This window comes from Endozoicomonas sp. G2_1 (assembly GCF_017744155.1).
Classification (GTDB): domain Bacteria; phylum Pseudomonadota; class Gammaproteobacteria; order Enterobacterales; family Alteromonadaceae; genus JAGHQT01.
On record NZ_JAGHQT010000005.1, the window covers coordinates 85,058 to 104,742 of the forward strand.

General features: G+C 41.9%; 17 protein-coding genes. 13 read left to right on the forward strand and 4 right to left on the reverse strand.

Annotated features, from left to right (window positions below; genetic code table 11):
* The first annotated feature begins 20 nt into the window (after positions 1-20).
* Both J7384_RS08305 and J7384_RS08310 read left to right on the forward strand, forming a co-directional pair.
* A complete protein-coding gene (locus tag J7384_RS08305) occupies positions 21-443 on the forward strand; it encodes a hypothetical protein (RefSeq protein WP_209112953.1) in 423 nt (140 codons plus the stop codon).
* Between the two features lie 79 nt (positions 444-522).
* A complete protein-coding gene (locus J7384_RS08310) occupies positions 523-1,377 on the forward strand; it encodes a DUF2806 domain-containing protein (RefSeq protein WP_209112955.1) in 855 nt (284 codons plus the stop codon).
* Positions 1,378-1,447: 70 nt separating this feature from the next.
* Here the strand turns inward: J7384_RS08310 and J7384_RS08315 are convergent, their stop codons facing one another.
* On the reverse strand, positions 1,448-2,332 hold the full coding sequence (locus J7384_RS08315; protein WP_209112957.1) for a LysR family transcriptional regulator: 885 nt from the start codon (positions 2,330-2,332) through the stop codon (positions 1,448-1,450).
* A 213-nt stretch (positions 2,333-2,545) separates the two neighbouring features.
* Between J7384_RS08315 and J7384_RS08320 the strand changes: the two genes are divergently transcribed.
* Positions 2,546-3,370, forward strand: coding sequence for a sulfite exporter TauE/SafE family protein (locus tag J7384_RS08320; RefSeq protein ID WP_209112959.1), 825 nt, complete (start codon positions 2,546-2,548; stop codon positions 3,368-3,370).
* A gap of 59 nt (positions 3,371-3,429) precedes the next feature.
* Here J7384_RS08320 and J7384_RS08325 read toward each other — a convergent pair whose 3' ends face one another.
* Complete coding sequence (locus J7384_RS08325) at positions 3,430-4,485, reverse strand: methionine synthase (RefSeq protein ID WP_209112961.1); 1,056 nt, start codon at positions 4,483-4,485, stop codon at positions 3,430-3,432.
* 59 nt (positions 4,486-4,544) lie between these two features.
* The gene (locus J7384_RS08330) at positions 4,545-5,522 is read right to left on the reverse strand and encodes a DUF1852 domain-containing protein (protein ID WP_209112962.1); all 978 of its coding nucleotides are present in this window, start codon (positions 5,520-5,522) and stop codon (positions 4,545-4,547) included.
* Positions 5,523-6,047: 525 nt separating this feature from the next.
* Between J7384_RS08330 and J7384_RS08335 the strand changes: the two genes are divergently transcribed.
* The 10 genes from J7384_RS08335 (at position 6,048) to J7384_RS08380 (ending at position 18,946) form a co-directional block, all read left to right on the forward strand.
* Positions 6,048-6,872: an SDR family oxidoreductase gene (locus J7384_RS08335; protein ID WP_209112964.1), complete on the forward strand. Its 825-nt coding sequence runs from the start codon at positions 6,048-6,050 to the stop codon at positions 6,870-6,872.
* A gap of 127 nt (positions 6,873-6,999) precedes the next feature.
* Entirely contained in the window at positions 7,000-8,601 is a 1,602-nt protein-coding gene (locus J7384_RS08340; protein ID WP_209112966.1) for an aldehyde dehydrogenase family protein, read from the forward strand.
* A 93-nt stretch (positions 8,602-8,694) separates the two neighbouring features.
* Positions 8,695-9,183 (forward strand): hypothetical protein, encoded by a 489-nt coding sequence (locus J7384_RS08345; protein WP_209112967.1) that lies wholly within the window; start codon positions 8,695-8,697, stop codon positions 9,181-9,183.
* 127 nt (positions 9,184-9,310) lie between these two features.
* Positions 9,311-10,327 carry an AraC family transcriptional regulator gene (locus J7384_RS08350; protein ID WP_209112969.1) on the forward strand — a complete coding sequence of 339 codons (1,017 nt, stop codon included), beginning with the start codon at positions 9,311-9,313 and terminating at the stop codon, positions 10,325-10,327.
* A 172-nt stretch (positions 10,328-10,499) separates the two neighbouring features.
* Positions 10,500-11,195, forward strand: coding sequence for a helix-turn-helix transcriptional regulator (locus tag J7384_RS08355; RefSeq protein WP_209112971.1), 696 nt, complete (start codon positions 10,500-10,502; stop codon positions 11,193-11,195).
* 203 nt (positions 11,196-11,398) lie between these two features.
* Complete coding sequence (locus J7384_RS08360; RefSeq protein ID WP_209112973.1) at positions 11,399-13,948, forward strand: TonB-dependent receptor; 2,550 nt, start codon at positions 11,399-11,401, stop codon at positions 13,946-13,948.
* 565 nt (positions 13,949-14,513) lie between these two features.
* Positions 14,514-14,708, forward strand: coding sequence for a hypothetical protein (locus J7384_RS08365; protein ID WP_209112975.1), 195 nt, complete (start codon positions 14,514-14,516; stop codon positions 14,706-14,708).
* A 122-nt stretch (positions 14,709-14,830) separates the two neighbouring features.
* On the forward strand, positions 14,831-16,837 hold the full coding sequence (locus tag J7384_RS08370) for a RecQ family ATP-dependent DNA helicase (RefSeq protein ID WP_209112977.1): 2,007 nt from the start codon (positions 14,831-14,833) through the stop codon (positions 16,835-16,837).
* Positions 16,838-16,909: 72 nt separating this feature from the next.
* The gene (locus tag J7384_RS08375) at positions 16,910-17,749 is read left to right on the forward strand and encodes a MoxR family ATPase (RefSeq protein WP_209112979.1); all 840 of its coding nucleotides are present in this window, start codon (positions 16,910-16,912) and stop codon (positions 17,747-17,749) included.
* A 21-nt stretch (positions 17,750-17,770) separates the two neighbouring features.
* Complete coding sequence (locus J7384_RS08380) at positions 17,771-18,946, forward strand: VWA domain-containing protein (protein WP_209112981.1); 1,176 nt, start codon at positions 17,771-17,773, stop codon at positions 18,944-18,946.
* A gap of 18 nt (positions 18,947-18,964) precedes the next feature.
* Here J7384_RS08380 and J7384_RS08385 read toward each other — a convergent pair whose 3' ends face one another.
* On the reverse strand, positions 18,965-19,621 hold the full coding sequence (locus J7384_RS08385) for an ion channel (protein WP_209112983.1): 657 nt from the start codon (positions 19,619-19,621) through the stop codon (positions 18,965-18,967).
* Between the last annotated feature and the right edge of the window lie 64 nt (positions 19,622-19,685).

A 19,685-nucleotide genomic window follows, 5' to 3' on the forward strand; every position in this document is an offset into this window, starting at 1 on the left:
GGACAAACAAGGAGGTTTAGATGTATAGCCGGGTACCATTACCTACGGATAATATTTATAAATTTTATGCATTATTTGGTTTGGTAATTATATTATTCTCATTTTCTTCATTAATTTATGTAAACAAAGCCACAAACGATTTAGTTTTTGAAACACTAATTAAAGAAGAGTCATTAAAATCCCTGAAAGAGCTTAGTGCTATACAAAAAGCTGAATTAGCTATAATCCAAAGGAAATATGAAATCGCTATGTCCGATAAAAACTTCTATTTGGTGGCCTGCTCATTATTTGCGGCTGCCGGATGTTATTTAGCTTTTTACGGATTTAAACATTGGCATACTAAACTGCAACCTCTTCAGGATGAAATCATTGAGTTAACCATTCAAAAACTAAAAAAAGAGCTGGGAGTAAACTTGAGTAACAAGGAAATTAAATCGGATTAAAAATACGAGTCCGAGTTTGCTATGCAAGATATTGTAGCGCAAAATTTTTACTAGTTTAATTAAGCATTAGGTATAAATAATGTCAGATGACAATTCCACATCATTAGTAAATCTTGGTGAACTTTCTAAACCTGCAAATACGTTAATAGAAAAAGTTTCTTCTGCTATTGGCGGTGTATTTGAACCTTGGCAAATCAAGCGTGTGGCTAGAGCTGAAGCTGAGGCTAGTCTTATCCAAGCAGAATCAAAGCAACAAATTACTGACTTAAAGCGTAGAGCAATGCATCGTTTTTTGGAAGAGGAAGCCAATCGTCAAGAAAACATGGAGGAAATAACGAAAAAATCAATTTCTTACTTAAATGAACAATCTGATCCCACGAATATGGATGATGATTGGGTCACAAATTTTTTCGATAAGTCTAGGATCATTTCCGATGAGCAGATGCAGACCATATGGGCTAGTGTTCTCGCAGGCGAAGCAAACACTGCTGGTTCATTTTCTAGGCGCACAGTAAACTTACTCAGCGATCTAGATAAAAAAGATGCTGAACTGTTCCAAACACTGTGTAAATTTGGTTGGGATATAGGTCGTTTTATGCCTTTAGTTTTTGACTGTCACGCCAAAATTTACAATGATCTAGGGATTAACTTCAGCACGTTGTCTCATTTAGATAACTTAGGACTAATCCAATTTAATTCATTATCTGGATTTAATCGAAAAGGGGTGCCAAAAAGTTTCGTGTTAGGCTATTGTGGCGAGCCTTTAGCACTAGAAATGAAAAATGGACAAAGTGAATTAAGCGTTGGCCAAGTATTACTGTCGCAGGCAGGAGAAGAGTTGGCAAAGGTTATTCGAGTTTCCGGAGTAGATGGTTTCTACGACTACGCAAAAAAACAATGGGAAGAGCACATTCCCAATGCAGATAATATTTAACTAAAGATCATAAAGTTACAGGTTTTTTGGGTATATCGGTTACTTTAAAGTTGTTTGCGTTGGAAGGTAATCACTTCGTATTTTTCGCCTGTTCAATAAATTCATTTAAGTAGTCGAGTTGCTGTTCGTCGTTACGCATGCCAATAAAAATCTGTTTGCTTATTCCTTGTTTGCCAAAGCGCAGGCTTTTTATTGGCATTGATTGCGCGTATTCATCCACCAGCCAACCGGGCAAGGCGCAAATGCCTCGACCCGCTGCTACCATTTGTAGCATGATCTCGGTAGTTTCAATGATTTTGTGTTTTTTTACCGAGCATTTAGCGGGGTAGAGAAACTGGCTGAATATGTCGAGTCGTTGTGGTTCTACTGGGTAGCTAAACAATACTTGATCACTGAGCTGTTCTGGCATGACAAACTCTTGCTGTGCCAATGGATGTGAGTCAGCGACGACGAGTCTGTGTTCGTAGTCAAATACCGGAATATAGTTAATCTTTGGCTTAAACAACGGGTCTGGTGTGATGATTAGGTCGATCTCATAACTCATGAGTGCCCCTAACGCGCCAAACTGAAAGGCTTGTTTTACGTCGATATCTATTTCTGGCCACTGTTCAAGATAAGGTTGAATAACCCTGAGTAACCATTGATAACAAGGGTGACACTCCATACCGATGCGCAGCGAACCCATTTCGCCTTTGGCGATTTGTTTGAGTTGCAATTCAGTGTGTTGAAATTGCGGTAATAGCCGAGTGGCAAGAGTTTGAATACGCTCTCCTGCTGCGGTAAGCCGCAAGTTACGACCTTCTTTTTGCCAAATGGCAGTGCCAATTTGCCCTTCTAACTTCTTAATACTGTGGCTCAGGGCCGATTGCGATAAATGCAAGGAGTCTGCTGCTTTGGTGAGAGTGCCATGCTCTTTTATTGCCGACAATATTTCTAAGTGAACTCTCTCTAACATCGATTAACTCCAGCGTACTTTTTATTTTGATAGTATTGTCATGGTGTTGTTATACCAATGAGCAATATTCATTAAAAGATGAAATTATATCATTTTTATTCATCGAACAAGTGTCATTACAATGCTACTTTTTAATGAACTCGGTATTGTGTCGATTGATGTAAACACAGTGCCAGTTTGACTATTGATTACCACCTAGAGTAGAAAATTAAGATGATTGAATTGATAACAGAGCATATACCTACACTGTTGGCATTAGTTGCAACAGGTGCCTTTGCCGGTGTATTGGCCGGCCTTTTAGGGGTGGGCGGCGGTATTGTTATTGTGCCTGTGCTGTTTTTCTTGTTTCAACGTTTTGGCGTTTCCGCCGAATCGGCAATGCTGGTGGCAACCGCTACCTCACTGGCAACTATTATCCCGACTTCAATCAGCTCTATTCGCTCGCATCACGCAAAAGGTAATGTCGACTTTTCACTACTCAAACACTGGGCGTTGTTTATTCTAGTTGGGGTACTTGTAGCTAGTTGGTTGGTGACACGTATCGACGGGACATTTTTAACTGTGTTGTTTGGGGGCATCGCGACGCTATCTGCGTTCAACATGCTGTTTAGAACCGGAAAATCAGCGTTATTTGCGCAGTTGCCTACTAAGCCTGGACAGTGGCTGATGGCGGCAGCTATTGGGTTTTTTAGTGCTATGGTGGGCATTGGTGGTGGTACTTTGTCGGTGCCATTGTTAACTTTATACAATTACCCTGTGCACAAAGCTGTTGGCACCGCTGCTGCAATAGGGTTGCTTATTTCATTGCCTGCGGCATTTGTTATGTTGGTGTTTGGTAGCGCACCTGCTGATGCGCCAGTGGCAACCGTTGGTTTAGTTAACGTTGTCGGGTTTATGTGTATTGTTCCGCTCACGGTATTGTTCGCCCCGGTTGGAGCATCACTAGCAGCTAGGTTAGACGCAGTGAAGTTAAAGAAGGTTTTTGCTGTGGTTTTGCTGATTACCGGGTTGAGAATGCTAACTCAAGTTTTGCTATAAATTCGTGCAAAAGTTTTTGCAGTGTGGGTATAAAGCGAGTACCCACAATATCAATACGGTTAGGCAAGTTGAGCGACTAACTCTTCTCTCACTAGCTCCGTTCTTACCAATTCAGCTCCTTGGCTAAGAGCATTGAGTTTAGCATTGGCGACTTGTCTGGATAATGGCGCCATACCGCAGTTGGTGCAAGGGTAAAGCTTATCAGCGTCGACAAATTGCAGTGCTTTTCTTAAGGTTTCAGCCACTTGTTCCGGTGTTTCTATGATGTTACTAGCAACATCTATTGCACCTACCATGACTTTTTTACCGCGAATTAATTCGAGTAATTCCATCGGGACGTGCGAATTGTGGCACTCCAGTGAGATGATATCGATATTTGACTGCTGAAGCTTTGGGAACACCTCTTCGTACTGACGCCATTCACTGCCGAGTGTTTTTTTCCAATCGGTATTGGCTTTAATGCCGTAGCCGTAACAAATGTGGACGGCAGTTTCACATTGCAGCCCCTCAATAGCGCGCTCTAAACATTTGATGCCCCAATCGTTAACGTCTTCGAAAAAGACGTTAAAAGCAGGTTCGTCAAATTGAATAATATCGACACCGGCGGCTTCGAGCTCCTTTGCTTCTTGGTTAAGAATCTTGGCAAATTCCCATGCAAGCTGTTCGCGGCTTTGGTAGTGGTCGTCATATAGCGTGTCGATCATGGTCATTGGCCCCGGCAACGCCCATTTTATTGGTTGCTTGGTTTGCTTGCGCAGAAACTTAGCATCTTCAACAAAAACTGGTTTAGTACGACTTACCGGGCCCACCACCGTCGGTACACTAGCGTCGTAGCGGTTGCGAATTCTTACGGTTTTGCGATGCTCAAAATCGACCCCGTTCAGGTGCTCAATAAAGGTGGTGACAAAGTGTTGTCGGGTTTGTTCGCCATCACTGACAATGTCGACACCTGCTAATTGCTGCTCTTGCAGTGATACTCGAAGCGCGTCACGCTTGCCATCTACTAATTCGTCGCCGTTGAGTTTCCAAGGTGACCAGAGCGTTTCTGGTTCGGCAAGCCATGCGGGCTTGGGTAGGCTGCCGGCGCTAGAGGTAGGTAATAATTTGGTGCTCATAAATGCTGCTCTGTTTTTTATAGTCTTATTAATTTTTAGGTTTGAGTTAAGTGTGTTTGCTAAACTGCATAGCTCGCAGACCATTGCTCAAGTGCACGCTGATACGGTTTTATAAAATACTGTTCGGCAAATTTACCTTGCTCAATTGCCAGTCTGCTGCGCTCTTCGCGGTCGTAAACAATTTGCGTTAGCGAGTGGTCTACATTTTTTAAATTGGGCTGATAGCACTTACCCGCGACTGCGTTAGCATTGTAAATTTCAGGGCGATAAATTTTTTGGAACGTTGCCATCGTACTAATGGTGCTGATCAATTCGAGATTGCTATAGTCGTTGAGCAAGTCGCCAAAGAAGTAAAAGGCAAATGGTGCAACGCTATTTGGCGGCATAAAATAGCGCACCTGTAGACCCATCTTTTTAAAGTATTGCTCAGTGAGGGATGATTCGTTTGGTAAGTACTCTACGCCTAACACTGGATGCTGATTTTCTGTGCGGTGGTAAGTTTTGTTATCAGAAACACTCAAACAAATAACTGGCAGTTTGCTAAAGTGTTGTTTATAGGCTTCTGAATTAACGAAGTATTTGAATAACTTACCGTGCAAATCACCGAAGTCCTCAGGAACGCTGAACTGAGTTTGGTCTTTGTTGTGATCGAGCAGGCGCACGCTGAAGTCGTAATCTCTAACGTAAGATGAAAAATTATTACCGACAATACCTTCAATGCGCTCACCGGTTTTGTGATCAAAAATATTGGTTTTTAAAATTTCGATTGAAGGGAAGCTACTACCGTCATCTTCAATGGTCATATCAACAGAAATAATCTCAAGCTCTACCGCATAGCGATCGCCCATAGGGTTGTCCCAATGAGCGAGGGCATTAAAACTGTTGTCGATCATGTTTAATGCGTTGCGCAGATTTTCTTGGCGACTGCTACCTCGGGCTAGGTTGGCAAAATTAGTCGTAATGCGGGTGTTATCTGCTGGTTGATAGTTTTCGTCAAAACAAATACTTTTGATCGTGTAAGTAAAGTCTTTAGTCATGATATTCGGTACTCGGTCATTGAAGTTAAAATGGTCAAGCGATAGCTAATGAGTACTTTATACGTGTAATTTTTTATGAATAAAATTGACTTTAATTCATCTAATGATGAATTTTACTCATTCTTTGGTTTATTCTAAGTAGGCATACACACCCAACACCTCCTTACTGATTCAATATCATTGTCGCGTTCTGCAAGAATAATGGCGCAAATGACTAGTGAATGAATATTTCTACTGCAATACCATTAAGAAACAGAGACATAGGAAGAATGGCTTATACAGGTTGTCCCTGCATTCGTGATCTTGATGCCTTGTAGCACCAAAAGATACTGGAGCACAATTTGTACTGCCAAGTACTATTTTGTGAGAAGCCTTTGCAGCGTCTAGCAACATTGGAAAATATATTGGCCTAAAAACTATTCTATCGGGTGTAGTTGATTTGTTGTTTAGGCCGACCGTATTAACAGAAATAATTTTTGGTATACAACAATACTTTTTTAGGAAATCAAACTTGAGAGAACCAAAATGAGCAATAAGACGATATTAATCACAGGCTGTAGTTCAGGTATTGGTCGTGTAACTGCAAAGTACTTTCAAACAAAAGGGTGGAATGTAGTTGCTACAGTTCGCAGTAACCCGGAAGCACAGACTGAGTTAAACACGCTTGAAAATGTACTAGTTACAGGCTTGGATGTTACAAATGAAAATAGCGTCAGCACAGCTATTTCAGAGGCTATTGAGCGGTTTGGTAGAATAGATGTATTGCTGAATAACGCTGGCTATGGATCGTATGGTGTTCTTGAAGCGACTCCTGAGCAAGTAATACGCAAGCAGTTTGATGTGAACGTAATCGGTACTTTATTGGTTACAAGAAATGTTTTGCCATACATGCGTAGACAAAAATCAGGCCTGATAATCAACATTTCATCAATGGGTGGCAAAATATCCTTTCCGTTAGGCTCTCTATATCACGGCTCAAAGTTTGCGGTAGAAGGTATGAGTGAAGCTTTGTCGTTTGAACTAGAAACCATTGGGGCTGGTGTGAAAATAATTGAGCCCGGCATGATTAATACAAACTTTGCCGAAACAGTTGGTGCTGCATTCAATGTTGACCCAACACAAACCGAATATGTGGCATTTGTTAGCAAAGTAATGGAAGGCTTAGAAACGGCTAATAGTAATCACTCGGAGCCTATTTTGGTAGCAGAAACGATTTATGAAGCTGCTACCGATGGCAAAAGACAGCTTCGTTACATTGCAGGTGCCGATGCTGAAAAAATTATCGCTGCCCGTAAACAGCTGAATGATGATGATTACATGATGTTGATCAAGCAGAACATGGGACTGTGAGAGCAACAATATCAATAACAATAACAAGCAACTTAGCATTAATTAGCCCACTTAATAATGGTTTTATGCTACTGAAATAAACTAACTTTGCGCAGGTGCGCGTAAAATAAATCAATAGGACAGCATTATGAGTATGACAGCGCAACAGGCCTTAGATAGCCTTGATCCTAAAGCTTGGGCTAGTACACCTGTCGTTGACAAGCTAGCAGTAATTGAGCAAATTCAAATGAACCTATTTACTTACGCCAAGCAGTTAGGCGAAGTTGATGCAAAAATGAAGAATGACTTGGTTGGTGAGAATGTTGTATCGATTGCTGAATGCATGGCGACAACAGTTATGCCAATGGCGAGCACATTAAAAGGTATTGAACACCTATATGAATCACTTGTTCATGGAAAAATGCCTGAAGCACTAAGTGTCAACAAGGTGAATGCTGATACCTATGTCTTAGAAGTATTTCCTGCCTATAAAAAAGATAAGTTGGTAGCACAGAAACAGCGCGGGTTTTTGCATGTTACTGGTGAACCTAAACAAACTAGCCCCATGGATAAGCCTGCTGGTGTAATTGCAATATATGGTGCAGGTAATTACAGCTCTTCAATCGAAATGGTGATGGCTCTATTTCTAGAAAACAAAGTAACAGTTCATAAACCGCATGCTCTTAATGAATCGACTGATGCTGTATGGGAAAAAATCTTTGCACCTTTGATTGCGCGAAAAGCTGTAGCTTTTTGCAAGGCTGATCAAGGACGAGAAATGTCAGATCTAGAGGGTTTACACTCTATCTATTTCACAGGTTCAACTGGAGTCGCCCATGCCATTCAGAGTCAAGCTAAGGCACCTTTGGTTTCTGAATGTGGAGGAAATAATCCTTGTATCATTGTACCTGGTAAGTGGTCGGATAAAGACATTGAGCGTCAGGCTACTCAATTGGCATCGGTTGGAAAGTTAAACGGTGGAGCAGTTTGTGGCCGCCCACAAACCATTGTTACATCAGCTAATTGGCCACAACGCGAGCAGTTTTTGGATGCGCTGCGTAAAGCGATATCTACACAAACCTTTGCCTGTAGCACACACTATCCAAATGTTGACGACACAAAGGTAGAGTTCATAAAAAATCAACCTACTGCAGAAATTCTCAAACCTGAAAGTGGCAGGCTTAAAGCTAGTGAATTTGTGTTCATTCCGAATATTGCAGAAGACGACTATGCAGTCAACAATGAAGCCTTTTGTCAGGTTTATAGTGAAATCCCACTAAACGTAAGTACTGATACTATCGCCTTTCTCGATAAGGCAACGGACTTCTGTAACAACAAGTTGTTGGGTTCGTTAGGCTGTATGATTTTAATCGACAATACTACTATGAAAGCTCATCAAAGCTCTTTAAACAAAGCGATTGCCAATCTAAATTACGGTGGTATCGCAGTAAATGATGTACCGCCAAACATATGGCTAAATGCATATCTCACTTGGAGTGGTTGTGGTGAAACCAAAGAGGATTTTGTATCGGGAGTGGGTAATTTTGGTAATGCGTTTAATTTTGAAAATGTAAAAAAGTCAGTCATTTTGAATGATTTTAATGCTACTAGCTTTGAACTTACTAATCGTAGGGCAACAGAACGTTTATTGGAGAATGTATCATATTTTTCTATCGATCAAAGCTGGGGGCGTTTTGCTAAGCTGGTAGGTCAAATGATGGTTGATGGTTTTAAGAAAAAAGACTTCTAGCCAAGCGTGTGACATATAGGCATTGTAGGTTATGAAAAAGCTGTAACTTTCTGCCATACTTTTCTGTTTAATTATTTGCTAGGTGCAAAGGTTATGAATTTTAATCAAATTTTACAAATATGGCTGAAAGGGGAGTTGCTGCAAGGCAAAGTGATGATCATTGTTGGCGTACTTTTGTTACTTGCGGCTATTGCTATTTTTCGCAATCAAAATGAGTTGCTTAGAGGAACGTTATTGCCAATTGGATTTTTGATTACTGTACTTATTGGTTATGGCGGATACATTTTGCAAAGTCGGCCAGCACATGTTGCTCAAAGTGAAGCATTATATCATTCATCACCTATTCAAGCGGTAGCTAGAGAAATTGACAAGCATACTTCGGACAATCAGATTGGTAATACACTTTTAAAGATTTATCCAGTATTGGCTATTATTGCCATCGTTGTACTGATGTGGTTACCAAGCGGGTCTTACCGCGGAATAGCGCTGGGATTTACATTTGTGTTTTTAAGTGCGTTGATAATCGATAATGGTTTTGTAACGCGCTCCAACGCCGTTATTCAAGCTATTTCTAAGCTTTAGGTTTAGGAGAGCGACATAGTTTTCAAACTTCTACCGGAAAACTACGTTGCCTTGACGTGTATTTGTTATGAACAACATACAGTCATCGTATGTTGCGCAAAATTAAAACCTTATTACCGATGGTACAATGAATCAAAAATATATACTCGATGTGGGCTGGTTATTATTGCTCAATGATTTAAAAATTGCTCCAGAAGATGCGTTAAGTAAAGCTCAACTTCCTGAAAGCATGATGCGTGATCACCAATTGGAATTAACCGCATTAGAGTATTATCGCTTGTGGGAGTCTCTTGTCACTACCAGCGGAGATTCTTCATTTCCTTTAAAAGTTGTGCAGACAATATCCTCTGAAATGTTTAATCCGCCTATTTTTGCAGCACTTTGTAGTCTAAATTCTTTTGCCGCTATTCAGCGCTTAAAGCAATACAAGCCTTTAATAGGTCCAATTAAATTGAGCATAACTGAAGAGCTCTCAAACAGACGAAATGATGAAAAAAATACGGTCATAACACTTACTGGAATTCCTAAATCGGAACCGTTACCTATTTGGATATCGCTATTTGAACTTTTATTTATAGTACATTTATTGCGAATGGGAACCAGAGAACGAGTTATTCCTGTCAAAGTAGAAGTGGCTCACGATTTAACAAGTTTATCTAGTCTCGATGATTATAGTGAGTTTTTGGGTGTAGAAATGGAGAGTAGTGATGCTACCCGTCTTATTTTGAGCGAGAGTACTATGCAGCTTCCATTTAAAACAGTGAATAACGGCATTTTGCAAGCTTTTGAACCCGGGCTAGCCATACGTTTAAGTGAGCTGGGTAAGTCTGCGTCTTTCAAGCAACGTGTTCGAGCCTATTTATTTGAAGCTATTGCCGGAGGTGGTGTTTCAATGCATACCGCTGCATCGCAGCTTGCAGTTAGTACGCGAACAATGCAACGCAGGCTAAAGAGCGAGAATACTAGTTTTCAAAAAGAGCTCTCAAATGTTCGTAAAGATCTAGCTCTGCATTATTTGAATAACACAGAGTTCAATAGTTTGGAAATTGCATTTTTACTCGGTTACGATGATCCTAATTCATTTTTCAGAGCATTTAGTCAATGGACTGGCCTGACTCCAGAAGCTGTGCGAAAAAGTCGATAGCCATTGCAGCTGTAGTTAAAAACTAATTGCAAATCTAGTCCTGTTTTAGGGGACGTCCTACTTTTCTTCGTAAAATAATCCTTGAGGGTGACAGTAGCTGACAGGAAAGTGTCGTCACACTGTCATAACGATTTTTGCTAAATATTCAGGGGGTTTTAATGGAGTTAACAATATGAATATTTCACCAAGTAAATTAAAGTTTTACCGCGCTGAAAATGGTTGGTCGCAAGAACAAGTTGCTGAGCTATGTGGCGTTAGTTTAAGAACTGTTCAGCGTGCCGAAAAAGAGGGTAGGTGTTCGCAAGAGTCTTGTATGGCTTTGGCCTCTGCTTTTGGTGTTTCACCTGCTGAGCTTAACGATGAATTTAACAACTCTGTTGGCGATGGCTCTATCAATGTTGGCGGCATTCTCGGCGCGGCGATTATCTTGTCGTTAATTAGTACTATCATTGCATGGGAATGGCGTGATCTTGGTGTATTTATTAATGTTTGGGTGCTGGCGTTTAATATTCTGACTTTTGTTTCGTTGTCGATGATGACTTGTGGCTTTACACCAACCATGCAAGCGCTGGCAACTGTGCGCTGGCTGGTAAAACAGCCCGACAAGGTACAACACGCCAACAGGCATTTACCTGTATTGCGCCGTTTGATTGTTTACAGTTACACCTCTGCAGTTTTCTGGGCGATGACCGACATTGTTGAAGCATCTTATTACGCGTTTAATGGCGAACAATCACCACACTACGCTTATGAACTGGGTTTGACATTAACCTCACTTTTGTATGCCGTGCTATTTGCTGAAATCATTTTTAGACCACTGAAAAACCGCATCGAATACTTGTTAATGCAGCCAGAACAGCTCGTATAGTCATTGTTTTACAAAATTTGACCTTTTGGTCAAATCTGTAATTTATTAGACGATCTGGTTCTAAATGGCAGTGGTTAACCAATGATAAAATACTATCCATCGCTTGATCGGCTCTTTTTAATCTTTCCTAAACTTTAGATCAAGCACAGCAATTTATCGTTGACTAGAAAGTCAACGTATCAAATTTACTAATGGATATTGTTATGACTTACTTTAAACCTTCTGTTATCGCTATTGCGTTAGCAACAGCCGGTATTAGCGGTAGCTTGGTAGCGAATACCAGTTATGCGCAAACAGCCAATGAGCAAGAAATTGAAAAAATTAACGTGATTGGTTCACGTCGATTAGGCCGCAGCATTGAAGATAGCCCAGTGCCAATTGATGTTTTAGACGCAGATACATTGGCGAGCACTGGTTTAACGGAAACCAACCAGTTACTAAATACCTTGTTGCCGAGCTTCAACTTTCCACAGCCATCATTGACCGATGGTACCGACCATGTTCGTCCGGCTCAGCTGCGTGGTTTAGCGCCAGATCACACACTCGTGTTAATCAACGGCAAACGTCGTCACACTAGTGCGTTATTGAACCTTGGTGGTTCAGCAGGTCGCGGTTCATCTGCGGTTGATTTGAACGCAATTCCAGTGAACGCAATCGAGCGCATTGAAGTTTTACGTGACGGCGCAGCAGCGCAATACGGTTCAGACGCGATTGCTGGTGTTATTAACATTGTCCTGAAAAAAGCACCAAGCGGTGGGTCAGTGTCAGTAACTTACGGCGCCAATGTCACTGAGTTAGAGGGCGTACCTAACTTAGAAGGTGTTAGTGTTGGTGAAGATGGCAACTTGGCTTTTCAAACTGGCGGTGACCGCGACCTTACTGATGGTCAAACACTAACAGTTAGAGCAAACTCTGGTTTCGCTTTAGGCGAAGATGGCTTTGTTAACGTGTCTTTGGAGTATCGCGATCGCAATACTGCTAACCGCGCTGACTTTGACCCGCGTGAAAACTACGCTCGCCAAGCTGATGGCAGTTTAGACCCGCGAGAATTAACCATTAATCGCTACAACCACACATTTGGTAATGGCGAAGTAGAAGATATTGCGTTATTTGTTAATGCTGGTTACTACTTGAACCAAGACACTGAATTATATGCTTTTGGCTCTTACAGCGGTCGTGAAGGCGACAGCGGAGGTTTTTACCGTCGCGCTCGCGATAGTCGCAATATTTTATCTGTTTACCCTGATGGCTTTGCCCCGCGTATAACCTCAAACATTGATGACTATTCATTAGCAGCAGGTGTTAAAGGTTACATCTTAGAAGAGTGGAACTATGACGTATCTGCAGTATACGGTCGCGATCAGTTCCAATTTGGTGTTGAAAATAGCTTAAATACGTCATTAGGTGCGAATAGTCCTAATGATTTTGATGCAGGTACCTTAACTTACGACCAGTTAACACTTAACGCTGACTTTAGCCGTGTATTTGACTTAGCTCTGTTTGAAAATGGCTTAAACGTGGCGTTTGGTGTTGAGTACCGACGTGAAAGCTATGAAATTGAAGCGGGTCAACTTGAATCATACCAACGTGGTAACTTTGGTCGTGGTGGTGCTGTTCGCACATCAGACGATGACGCTTTTGGTGCTGCCGGTTCACAAGTATTTGTTGGCTTTAGCCCAGCTTCAGCAGGTGACAACAGCCGTCACAACGTAAGTGCATACCTTGATTTAGAAACCGATATTACTGATTTTTGGAACATTACAGTTGCTGCACGTTTTGAAGACTACTCTGATTTTGGTTCGACCTTAAATGGTAAAATTGCTAACCGCTTTAGTTTGACTGACGAGTTAGCATTGCGTTTGTCTGCATCAACGGGCTTTAGAGCACCATCTTTACAGCAGCAGTTCTTTACTAATATTCAAACCACGTTTGTTGACGCAGTACCAGTAGAAACAGGTACTTTTGCTCCGGGTAGTGATGTTGCTAGAGCGCTTGGTTCTCCGGGCTTAGACGCTGAAGATTCAGTGAGTATTGCCGGTGGTATCACGTGGACACCAGTATCTGAGTTTAGCTTGTCAATTGACGCTTATCGCATTGATATCGACGATCGCATTGTCTTGTCGAACAACCTTTCTGGTCCGGGTATTGAAGCATTGTTGGCTGGTACAGGCGCTACGCGTGCTCGTTTCTTCCTAAATGCAATCGACAGCCGCACTGAAGGTGTTGACGTTGTTGCGACTTACTCGTTAGATCTCAATAACTACGGCAGTGTATTGTTGAATGCGGGTTACAACTACAATGACAATGAAGTGACTAATATCATTGCGCCACCAGCTGAACTGCAAGGTGCAGGTGTTGACCAAGGTAACTTGTTCTCGGGCACTGAAATTCTGCGTTTTGAGGTTGGTTCACCTAAAAACAAACTTAACTTAAGTGCCGCTTGGACTTACAACGATTGGCGTGCAACATTGCGCACAACTCGCTACGGTGAAACGCAAGATCCATCAACTAACCCTGCGCGCAATGAAGTTATTCCAACTGAGTGGATTACTGACTTAGACCTTGCTTATCAAGTTACTGATAGCTTGTCGTTAACTGTTGGTGCGAACAACTTGTTTGATCAGTACCCTGATGCAAGTCGCAACTTGATTGAAGACGTAACAACCTTTACTCGTATTTTCGCTTACTCATCGTTTGCGCCATACGGTTTCACTGGTCGTTTTGTTTACGGTAAGGTTAACTACACCTTCTAATAACGTCTTGCTGCTCGATGAATACTCATTGAGCAAGCCAAGTTATTTTATTAAGCCCCAAAACTCTAGCGTTTTGGGGCTTTTTTTGTTTTTAGCCATTGTTCACCATATTTATTCTAGCGGGTTAAACTGTCACTAAGATCGTTATTATTTTTGAAATTAGAACAATTGGTTACAAAAAATAATGCCTCGTTATTGAACAATTCTTTCGGTGCTATAATTGACCACCTAATCAACTCAATTGGTATAAATGCAATTCTTATCACTGAAGCTCTTATATAAAGTCATGTTATGATATAACATATTTGTTTTTGGAATATCTTATTTCATTTTGGGTAGATAAATTTTAATAGGAGTAGTAAAGGAAGTGTTTAGCTTAGATACGTATTTAAAACACAGCAAAATAGTGGCGGCGTTCGCAATTTTCATATCGCTGTTAGCGTGGGGAAGTGAGTTTTCTGGGTTAGTGTATATTTGCCCTTATTGTCGGGTGCAGCGCACAGTGATTGGTATACTGGGATTGATACTGATTTCTCCAATTGCGTCCCATTGGATCGCGCGATATATGTCTTTAGTGTTTGGCTTTTTTGGTGCAGTAGTCGCTGCTAACCAGCATTTTATGGGTTGGAAGAAAATTTCTGCCGGATCATTTACCTTTAATGAAAATATCTTTATTGACCCATTTCTATTATCTGGCTTTGCTCTGACCGCAATTATAGGTTTGACCTATCTAATACTGTATTCAGGCAATAAGCGCTAACTTTTGTCTGTAATTAGAATAATAACTAGTTGAGACGTCGATTAGCAAAACCCCAAAACTAAATAGTTTTGGGGTTTTCTTTTATACTCGATTAAACGGTATGATTGCGCCTAGGAGGGCCCATGCACACATCAACTTCTTCAAATCTCAACTCGTTGTTAAAACAACACTTCGGCTTTGACAACTTTCGCGAAGGCCAACAACAATGTGTTGAACAGCTTTTATCTGGCCGTTCTAGTTTAGCTATTTTTCCTACCGGTTCAGGTAAGTCACTGTGTTATCAGTTTGCTGCTTTGCAGCTGCCACATTTAACACTGGTGATTTCACCGCTGTTGGCCTTGATGAAAGATCAGCTTGAATTTTTGCATAGCAAAGGTATTGCCGCTGCCAGTTTAGACTCTAGCTTGACCCCAGAGCAGAATAAGCAAGTGATGGCGGATGTGAGTCAAGGGCGCATCAAGATTTTAATGGTCTCTGTAGAGCGTTTTAAAAATGAACGCTTTCGTCGTTTTATTGAAACCGTGCCACTGTCTATGTTGGTGGTTGATGAAGCTCACTGTATTTCTGAATGGGGTCACAACTTTCGCCCCGATTACTTGAAACTGCCGTATTATCGCGAGCAGCTCAATATCCCTTTGGTGCTGTTGTTAACCGCGACCGCAACAGCAAATGTAAAACGAGATATGGCGACAAAGTTTGCGATTGCTGACGGTGATATCGTGCAAACTGGCTTTTATCGGCAAAATTTAGCGTTGTCGGTACGCGGTGTTGCCGAACAAGACAAGCCAGCGGCGTTATTTGCCGAACTTGAGCAACAAGCCCCTGGCGCGAGTGGCATTGTTTATGTCACCTTACAGCAAAGTGCTGAACAAGTTGCTAACACCTTGGCTGCTAAAGGTATTAGCGCTGTTGCCTATCACGCGGGCTTAGCCGACGACAAGCGTCAGTTAATTCAGCAACAGTTTATGCGGGGGCAGTATCAAGTGGTGGTGGCGACCATTGCTTTTGGCATGGGGATAGATAAAGCCGATATTCGCTTTGTTATTCATTACGACCTGCCGAAATCGATTGAAAACTACAGTCAGGAAATTGGCCGTGCCGGTCGCGATGGCTTGCCAGCTCAATGTATCAGTTTGGCAAACCTAAACAGCGTTAATACCTTAGAAAATTTTGTCTATGGCGATACCCCTGAACTTTCAGGCATTCAGTTGGTGCTTGATGATATTGCCCAAACTAGTCCCGGCCAACGTTGGGAAATGCAATTACACGCTTTGTCGAGTAGCGCAAACATTCGTCAGCTACCACTAAAAACTTTGTTAGTGCAGCTAGAACTCGCAGGTGTTATTCAACCGCTATACAGTTATTTTGCCGAATTTAAACTCAAGTTTATCGCAGATCAATCGTCGATTCTTGCGCGTTTCCAAGGTGAACGGCAAGAGTTTTTAACGGCGGTGTTTGCTGCCATTGAAATGAAAAAAGTATGGGGTGAAGTTAACTTTGAGCAGTTGTTTGCCAGCTACGATTGCGATCGCGCTCGAGTGGTTACGGCATTAGAGTATTTGGCTCAAAAACAACTTATTGAGCTACAAACAAGGCTGAGCACTGAAGTTTTTGCTGTCGATTGGAGCAGGCTCCAGCAACCTGCATTAGCTCAAGGGCTGCACAACTACTTTGTTGATAAAGAGCAAAAAGAAATTGCTCGAATAGAACAACTGATTAGCTTCTTCCAACGAAATACCTGTTTGAACCGTTATTTAATTGAGTATTTTGACGATCAACACGCCGAGCAATCCATTGACCAAAGTGGGCAACAGTTTGCTTGTGGTCATTGCTCTGCATGCCATGGGCAAAGCGCGCACTTACCTCGCGCAGAAATGCTTGATACACCGACTGCGAGTGATATCAGCTCATTGTTAATTGGGCTTCGGCAACATTTAACTCAGCAAAGTGATAAGCAAGACCAAATGTTACCACCGTTAACGAATACCATTTATTGCCGATTTTTGATGGGTATCACTATGCCCTTGTTCACTCGTTATAAAGTGCGCAGTGTCGATGGCTTTGGCGCGTTGTCGGCTCATCGTTACGCTGATGTTTTACGGCTTATTGATGCTATAAAACTGGAATAATTCAAACAGCTGTTTTAAGGTGCTATTATCAAGCACATCGCAATCGAAGAAGACCAATAGTACGAGGCAAATATGCAGTTTAAAGGCACCGAAAATTACGTTGCAACTGATGATTTACAAATGGCGGTTAACGCTGCGATTACCCTAGCAAGACCTTTGCTAATTAAAGGTGAGCCGGGCACAGGTAAAACCATGTTGGCTGAGCAAGTGTCTGCTGCTTTGGGCAAAAAGCTATTGTGCTGGCACATCAAATCAACCACTAAAGCTCAGCAGGGCTTGTATGAGTACGACGCCGTTTCTCGTTTGCGCGATTCGCAATTAGGTGATGAGAAAGTCTATGACATTGCCAACTACATTAAAAAAGGCATGTTGTGGCAAGCATTCGAAGCCGAAGAACAAGTGGTATTGTTGATTGACGAAATTGATAAGGCCGACATTGAATTCCCCAATGACTTGTTGGTGGAACTCGATAAAATGGAGTTCAGTGTTTACGAAACCGGTGAGCGGGTTGTTGCTAAGCATCGTCCGATCATCATTATTACCTCGAACAATGAAAAAGAGCTGCCAGATGCCTTTTTGCGTCGTTGTTTCTTCCATTATATTCAGTTTCCTGATCGCGACACTATGGAGCAGATTGTTCAGGTTCACTACCCAGACTTAAAACAGCAATTGGTAAAACAAGCGCTCGAGCTTTTCTTTCAGGTGCGTGAAATTAATGGTTTGAAGAAAAAACCATCAACTTCTGAATTAATTGATTGGTTGAAGTTGCTGATGGCTGACGAGTTGTCTGCCGAAGCATTACAAAGTGATGACATTAAAGACGCGCTGCCGCCGCTGTATGGCGCGTTGCTGAAAAACGAGCAAGACGTTCACATGCTTGAGCGCTTGGCTTTTATGTCTCGTCGTCGTTAAGCTCGTTCGGTTTGCATCGCCATGTTAATTGATTTTTTTCAAACGCTGCGCAAGGCCGAAGTGCCGGTAACCGTTAAGGAGTTACTGACCTTAATGTCGGCACTTGAGCACAATTTGGCATTCGCCAATCTGGATGATTTTTATCTGCTGTCGCGTGTTTGTTTGGTCAAAGACGAAAAACACTACGATAAGTTTGATCGCGCTTTTGGTTATTATTTTAAAGGCCTCGACGATATAAAGTTGTTTCCCGACAACGACATTCCCAAAGATTGGCTACAAGCTGAGTTTTTAAAACAACTCAGCGAAGAAGAAAAAGCACAAATTGAAGCGCTTGGCGGTCTCGATAAGTTGATGGAAACTTTGGAAGAGCGTTTAAAAGAGCAGGAAAAACGCCACGCTGGCGGTAACAAGTGGATTGGCACAGGAGGCACATCGCCTTTTGGTCACAGCGGTTACAACCCCGAGGGTATTCGCATTGGTGGCGAAAGCCGTCATAAACGCGCGGTAAAAGTTTGGGAACAACGTCAGTACCAGAATTTAGATGATCAAGTCGAATTAGGTACTCGCAATATTAAAGTGGCACTGCGCAAACTGCGCAAGTTTGCTCGTACCGGTGTTGCCGAAGAGCTCGATTTAAACGACACCATTAAGTCTACTGCCAACAACGCGGGCTTACTCGATATTAAGATGGTGCCTGAACGCCACAATGCGGTGAAGGTATTGCTGTTTTTTGATATCGGTGGCTCGATGGACCCATACATTCACATGTGCGAGCAATTATTTTCAGCGGCGCGCAGTGAATTTAAGCACCTTGAATACTTCTATTTTCACAATTGTGTTTATGAAAAACTCTGGCGTGACAACAACCGCCGTTATCAGGATGTTATCAGTACACTCGACGTATTACACACATATGGTAAAGATTATCGCGTCATTTTTATTGGTGATGCGGCAATGTCGCCATACGAGTTACTGAGCAGCTATGGCAGTGTTGAACACATGAATGAAGAAACCGGGCAAGTATGGTTGCAACGCATTTTAGATACTTGGTCGAAAGCGGTGTGGTTAAATCCAAGTCATCAAGGCAGTTGGCAATACACCCAAACTACGCAATTGATTAAAGAACAACTCGATAATCACATGTATCCGCTGACCCTCGAAGGACTAGAGCAGGCGATCAGTTATTTGTCGAAGTAATCGTTTTTTAAGCTATCACTAACGGCTTTGGTTGTCGTTAATATGCAGGCCAACTAAGCGAGCAACTAATACTGTTAGGTAGAGTTGACCAACTACAGCTTCCATCGCGGCAATTGAACGAGCTTGTGGCGCAATTGGGGTTAAATCACCATAGCCCAAGGTGGTTAAAGTCACCATGCTAAAGTACATCAGCTCACTAATCCGTTGCTGTGGATGGGTTTCAACATCGAAATTAAACGCCTCTGGGATGAAAATAGCAGTAATACCGTAGAGCATTGCCCAAAACATCGCTAATGCGAAATAAATACAGATTGCTGAAATTAAGGTGTTGTTGTCGACCGACTTTTTGGCAAAAATTTCTCTGGTCATGCTGACAATCAAGAGCAGCAAAAAGCCGCCGGTAATGGCAAAAAAGAACAACAGTTCTTTAAGCTCTTGTTTTTGATCGTAACTCAACAGAGATAAAACCACTGGCACCATCAATAATATCGAGCTGATTAAGTGAGCTTTAGTATCACTTAAAATGATAAACGACATGATCAGAGACGAGATGACAAAAATGTTCATCGGTTGCAGTGTCGCCGGAAAAAATGGCGTTGCGACAAAAGCCAAGGTCATGCTGATCAGCAAGCCCCAATAACCATATCTTTCTCGCCAAAGGTGATATTGATTCATAGAGTTATTTTGATAATTGTCGATAGAAAATAAAGAGCACCGGGTTATCGGTGCTCTTTAAATT

Coding starts and splice junctions, on each gene's coding strand:
- J7384_RS08330 (WP_209112962.1), bottom strand. CDS start 5,522: ATGACTAAAGACTTTACTTACACGATCAAAAGTATTTGTTTTGACGAA.
- J7384_RS08345 (WP_209112967.1), top strand. CDS start 8,695: ATGAATTTTAATCAAATTTTACAAATATGGCTGAAAGGGGAGTTGCTG.
- J7384_RS08340 (WP_209112966.1), top strand. CDS start 7,000: ATGAGTATGACAGCGCAACAGGCCTTAGATAGCCTTGATCCTAAAGCT.
- J7384_RS08350 (WP_209112969.1), top strand. CDS start 9,311: ATGAATCAAAAATATATACTCGATGTGGGCTGGTTATTATTGCTCAAT.
- J7384_RS08370 (WP_209112977.1), top strand. CDS start 14,831: ATGCACACATCAACTTCTTCAAATCTCAACTCGTTGTTAAAACAACAC.
- J7384_RS08320 (WP_209112959.1), top strand. CDS start 2,546: ATGATTGAATTGATAACAGAGCATATACCTACACTGTTGGCATTAGTT.
- J7384_RS08375 (WP_209112979.1), top strand. CDS start 16,910: ATGCAGTTTAAAGGCACCGAAAATTACGTTGCAACTGATGATTTACAA.
- J7384_RS08305 (WP_209112953.1), top strand. CDS start 21: ATGTATAGCCGGGTACCATTACCTACGGATAATATTTATAAATTTTAT.
- J7384_RS08335 (WP_209112964.1), top strand. CDS start 6,048: ATGAGCAATAAGACGATATTAATCACAGGCTGTAGTTCAGGTATTGGT.
- J7384_RS08325 (WP_209112961.1), bottom strand. CDS start 4,485: ATGAGCACCAAATTATTACCTACCTCTAGCGCCGGCAGCCTACCCAAG.
- J7384_RS08360 (WP_209112973.1), top strand. CDS start 11,399: ATGACTTACTTTAAACCTTCTGTTATCGCTATTGCGTTAGCAACAGCC.
- J7384_RS08310 (WP_209112955.1), top strand. CDS start 523: ATGTCAGATGACAATTCCACATCATTAGTAAATCTTGGTGAACTTTCT.
- J7384_RS08380 (WP_209112981.1), top strand. CDS start 17,771: ATGTTAATTGATTTTTTTCAAACGCTGCGCAAGGCCGAAGTGCCGGTA.
- J7384_RS08315 (WP_209112957.1), bottom strand. CDS start 2,332: ATGTTAGAGAGAGTTCACTTAGAAATATTGTCGGCAATAAAAGAGCAT.
- J7384_RS08365 (WP_209112975.1), top strand. CDS start 14,514: ATGTCTTTAGTGTTTGGCTTTTTTGGTGCAGTAGTCGCTGCTAACCAG.
- J7384_RS08385 (WP_209112983.1), bottom strand. CDS start 19,621: ATGAATCAATATCACCTTTGGCGAGAAAGATATGGTTATTGGGGCTTG.
- J7384_RS08355 (WP_209112971.1), top strand. CDS start 10,500: ATGAATATTTCACCAAGTAAATTAAAGTTTTACCGCGCTGAAAATGGT.